General features: G+C 54.1%; 5 protein-coding genes and 1 tRNA gene. 4 read left to right on the forward strand and 2 right to left on the reverse strand.

All coding sequences use genetic code 11. The features are described 5' to 3' along the window. Positions 1-91: 91 nt before the first annotated feature. A tRNA-Gln gene (locus tag AC0QHF_RS01365) sits at positions 92-163 on the reverse strand. A gap of 213 nt (positions 164-376) precedes the next feature. Here AC0QHF_RS01365 and AC0QHF_RS01370 point away from each other — a divergent pair. After that, complete coding sequence (locus AC0QHF_RS01370; RefSeq protein WP_324702390.1) at positions 377-604, forward strand: indolepyruvate ferredoxin oxidoreductase subunit alpha; 228 nt, start codon at positions 377-379, stop codon at positions 602-604. Positions 605-670: 66 nt separating this feature from the next. Further along, positions 671-1357: an SH3 domain-containing protein gene (locus AC0QHF_RS01375; protein WP_324702391.1), complete on the forward strand. Its 687-nt coding sequence runs from the start codon at positions 671-673 to the stop codon at positions 1355-1357. A gap of 120 nt (positions 1358-1477) precedes the next feature. On the opposite strand, the gene AC0QHF_RS01380 is transcribed toward AC0QHF_RS01375, so the two are convergent. Continuing rightward, positions 1478-1894, reverse strand: coding sequence for a hypothetical protein (locus tag AC0QHF_RS01380; RefSeq protein ID WP_324702392.1), 417 nt, complete (start codon positions 1892-1894; stop codon positions 1478-1480). Positions 1895-2345: 451 nt separating this feature from the next. On the opposite strand from AC0QHF_RS01380, the gene AC0QHF_RS01385 reads away from it, so the two are divergent. Together AC0QHF_RS01385 and gnd are read left to right on the forward strand one after the other, a co-directional pair. Next, complete coding sequence (locus AC0QHF_RS01385) at positions 2346-2507, forward strand: hypothetical protein (protein WP_324702393.1); 162 nt, start codon at positions 2346-2348, stop codon at positions 2505-2507. Positions 2508-2589: 82 nt separating this feature from the next. Further along, complete coding sequence (gene gnd / locus AC0QHF_RS01390) at positions 2590-4011, forward strand: decarboxylating NADP(+)-dependent phosphogluconate dehydrogenase (RefSeq protein ID WP_324702394.1); 1422 nt, start codon at positions 2590-2592, stop codon at positions 4009-4011. The last annotated feature ends 154 nt before the right edge of the window (positions 4012-4165 follow it).

The following is a 4165-nucleotide window of genomic DNA, read 5'->3' on the forward strand; positions in this document are numbered from 1 at the left end:
CGACTGAAGTCGCCGTTCGCTTTTCATCCGTGCTTTAAAAAGACACGGCTTTCAAGCTCTCGTCCTTTTCTCGTAAAAGAATTGATTTCAACTGGGGCGGAAGGATTCGAACCTCCGAATGGCGGGACCAAAACCCGCTGCCTTACCGCTTGGCGACGCCCCAACGTCGTCTCACAAGTTCCTATCTTATCAGCACCTCCCGGGATTGTGTCAAGTTTTTTTTCAATTTTTTTGTGAATCGGCGATCGCGATCCGCTCAAATCCCCTGATAGCCTGGAATTGAGGAAAACGGGGTCCTGCCGCCCCGGGAGGGTGTCACAATGGTATCGGAGTCAAGTCCGAATGTTGGAAGCTCGTCCGAGAGGGAGAATCTACTGTGGCCCATACGATTGTTACCGAAACTTGCGAAGGTGTGGCCGATTGCGTCGGAGCCTGTCCGGTCGCCTGCATCCATCCCGGTCCGGGTAAGAATCAACAGGGAACCGATTGGTATTGGATCGATTTTGACACCTGCATCGACTGCGGCATTTGCCTGCAAGTTTGTCCGGTAGAGGGGGCGATCGTTGCGGAAGAGAGACCGGAACTGCAACGGACCCCGAGCTAAAACCGGGGGCGATCGCTTCTTTTTGAGTTGCGATCGCCTCCCGTTTGACCGACAGGAGATGATTTGATGAACCAAAAGGCGATTGTCAGCACCAACGGCGACACTCTCAACGTGCGGGCCACACCCGACGGCGTGATCGTCGATGTCCTGGACAACGGCACCCTCGTCGAGGTGGTCGGTGCCCCCGTCGAGGCCGGCGGGTTCACCTGGGTTCCCATCGGGGGCGATCGCTGGGTGGCCCGGGAATTTTTGAGCGTCTACACCCCGGAAACCGAGGGCGACGCCATTCCGGGGGCGAAGGTGGTCGCCACCCAGACCGAAGAGGCGATCGCGGGGGGATTGAAGGTGTATCGCACAGAATTGATCGACGCGGGGGGTTGGGTCGTCGATACCGTCCGCTGCGTCTCCGGACGCATCGGCCAGCAAGTCCCGTCAGAATATCCGGGATCTCAGACTCCCATTCCCTTCGGCTTGTATAAATTTGACATCCCCGGAGCGGTCGAGGCGGCTCCGGGAGAGTTTGGCGGGGTGTGGTCGGCGGTGACGCCGACGTTTGAAACGTATCGGGGAGGGTTTGGGATTCACTACGATCCGTCTGCATTTGCCAATACGGATCAAACGGGAACGGCAGGTTGTTTGGCCACGCCGACGGTGGAGGAACGGGACGTCATGACCGATTTTATTGTCACCCACGCTCCCATTTATTTGCTCGTCCAGAAAGACGGAGATGGGATGACCGACGAAAATCAATGAAATTCCCAATTAAAAAAAGAGCAACTGACGGTTAAACTGCCGAGTTTGTGACTCCAAATCATCTCAAATAGACCACCCTGACGGCGAAAAATCGGTGTCGATTTAAAGGGGAGGGCGGGATTACAAACCCGTCAAGGCATCCGCATTGTGATCAGGTAAGGGTTCCTGAAAATTGGAATTCCAAACATCGTCACTTTCCTCGGACAACGTTTCCACCCGTTTGTTCACATCAATGCGGTTCTGTTCCTGCAATTTGACCAGTTCTTCCTGGTAGGCGGAGATGATGTGGGCGAGACTGACCGCGATCGCGTCCCAAGCCTCCTCGTTCGTTATTTTATCTGCGATCCCCTGAAACAATCCACCTTGTTTGCTGTTTTTGACGTATTCCTTGAGTCGGGCTCCCGACTTCTGGACGGCCGCCTGGTAAATGTCCCCATTCGACCACCAGATCCCCGGCTGGTTGAGCAACCAAGTCAAAATGTACTCGGGGGCGTGTTGTTCCCGAACCCAGGTGGCGAGATACTTTAATTCTTCCATTGTTGCCTGTGAGCTTAGTGATACCGAATGACCTTCTCAATTCTACTATAGCATTCCGGAACTGGCATCGATTTTGTAGAATCTTCACTCTTTTGCTAGTCCCCCTTCAATAGGGCGGTAGAACCTTTCCACATCGGCGGGGGATTTCCGATGGTCAACCTCCTTCGTACCCTCGGCTTGCTGCACATACTCTCGGTGCTTTAGTGTCAGCTTTCTGATAGTTCGTCGGGGTCGATGCCGATTTCCCGCAACTTTTCCAAGGCGCGATCGCGTTCCTGTTGCATTGGAGCAAGTTTCCCTCGGATGCGATCGCGTTATTCTATTTCACATTCATGAAAGCCTCGAGTCCGATCGCCCCATTTCCAACTTATCACTTTCGGACGATGTGGGAGGGGTTGCCACCCTTTAAACTGGTGAAATTAAATATGTTTCGCCCATCTCAAACTTCCCGATGTCAGTTCTCAAATTCCCAGATAAACCCCCGGCGATCGAAGTCCATTTCGGCGGCGACTGGGGAAGCGATCGCGGGGTCAAACCGTCACCTATGTCCCAGCGATTTCCCCCCACCGGGGTAATTTTTCGGAAAATTTTAAAAAAAAGGCGATCGGAATAATCTCAAACCAAAAATCAACGATACAGTGTAGAGACGATGAGCCAATTCCCCTTGGATCAACATTAGAGTTAAACGGAAGTCTATGTCACAGCAGAAATTTGGTGTAATTGGTCTGGCCGTCATGGGCGAAAACCTGGCCCTCAACGTCGAGCGCAACGGTTTCCCCGTCGCCGTCTACAATCGCACCAGCTCCAAAACGGACGAATTCATGCAAAAGCGGGCGATCGATAAAAACGTCAAACCCGCCTACACCCTGGAGGAATTCGTCCAATCCCTCGAACGTCCCCGCCGCATCTTGGTCATGGTGAAGGCTGGCAAACCCGTTGACGCGGTAATCGACCAGCTCAAACCCCTGTTGGACAAGGATGACATGATCATCGACGGGGGTAACTCCCTCTACGAAGACACCGAACGCCGCACCCGCGAACTCGAAGCCACCGGTCTGGGGTTCATGGGAATGGGCGTCAGCGGCGGCGAAGAGGGGGCACTGTGGGGGCCGAGCCTGATGCCGGGAGGAACGGAGGCTTCCTACAAGGAACTCGAAGCCATCCTCACGAAAATTGCGGCTCAAGTGGATGACGGCCCCTGTGTCACCTACATCGGCCCCGGCGGTGCGGGTCACTACGTCAAAATGGTTCACAACGGCATCGAATACGGCGATATGCAACTGATCGCCGAGGCCTACGACTTACTCAGAAATGTCCTGGGCTTCAACGACCAGCAACTTCACGAAGTCTTCGCCGAGTGGAACACCACCGACGAACTCAATTCATTTCTGATTGAAATTACGGCGGATATTTTCAAGCAGAAAGACCCGGAAACGGGCAAACCGCTAATCGACCTGATTCTAGATTCGGCCGGACAGAAGGGAACCGGACGCTGGACGGTGGTAAGCGCCCTGGAAATGGGCGTTTGTATCCCGACGATCACCGCCGCAGTCAACGGCCGAATTATCTCGTCTTTCAAGGACGAGCGAGTTGCGGCATCGCAGGAATTGCCGGGACCGACGGCAAAATTTGACGGCGACGCGAAGGCGTTCGTCAACAAAATTCGGGATGCCCTGTACTGTTCTAAAATCTGTTCCTACGCCCAAGGAATGGCTTTAATGGGAAAGGCTTCCCAGGAGTTTAATTACCATCTCAATCTGGGAGAAATTGCCCGGATTTGGAAGGGCGGCTGCATCATCCGGGCGGGATTCTTGAACAAAATCAAACACGCCTACGACGAAAATCCGACACTGCCCAATCTGTTGCTGGCGCCGGAATTCAAGCAGACCATTTTAGACCGCCAAGAGGCTTGGCGGGAAGTGTTGGTGACGGCGAATACTCTGGGAATTCCGGTTCCGGCGTTCAGCGCGTCCCTGGATTATTTCGACAGCTACCGCCGCCCGAATTTGCCGCAAAATCTCACCCAAGCCCAGCGAGATTTCTTCGGGGCGCACACTTACGAGCGCACCGACAAGCCGCGCGGCGAGTTCTTCCACACGGAATGGGGTCAGGATTGAAGGTTCCCTTAGATTCCCCTTTAGTAAGGGGAAAGCCAAAGGATGCTTCGCTTTTATTGATACGGGGGCTTCGAGACCAATTCTCCCCCCTTACCAAGGGGGGCTGGGGGGGATTCTTCGCTTTTCCCGAGGATTGAAGATCCCCCATTATCCC

Source organism: Lyngbya sp. CCY1209 (assembly GCF_055795065.1).

Bases quoted from the DNA above. Each gene is read 5' to 3' on its own strand.
- gnd (WP_324702394.1), top strand. From the start codon at position 2,590: ATGTCACAGCAGAAATTTGGTGTAATTGGTCTGGCCGTCATGGGCGAA.
- AC0QHF_RS01380 (WP_324702392.1), bottom strand. From the start codon at position 1,894: ATGGAAGAATTAAAGTATCTCGCCACCTGGGTTCGGGAACAACACGCC.
- AC0QHF_RS01385 (WP_324702393.1), top strand. From the start codon at position 2,346: ATGTCAGTTCTCAAATTCCCAGATAAACCCCCGGCGATCGAAGTCCAT.
- AC0QHF_RS01375 (WP_324702391.1), top strand. From the start codon at position 671: ATGAACCAAAAGGCGATTGTCAGCACCAACGGCGACACTCTCAACGTG.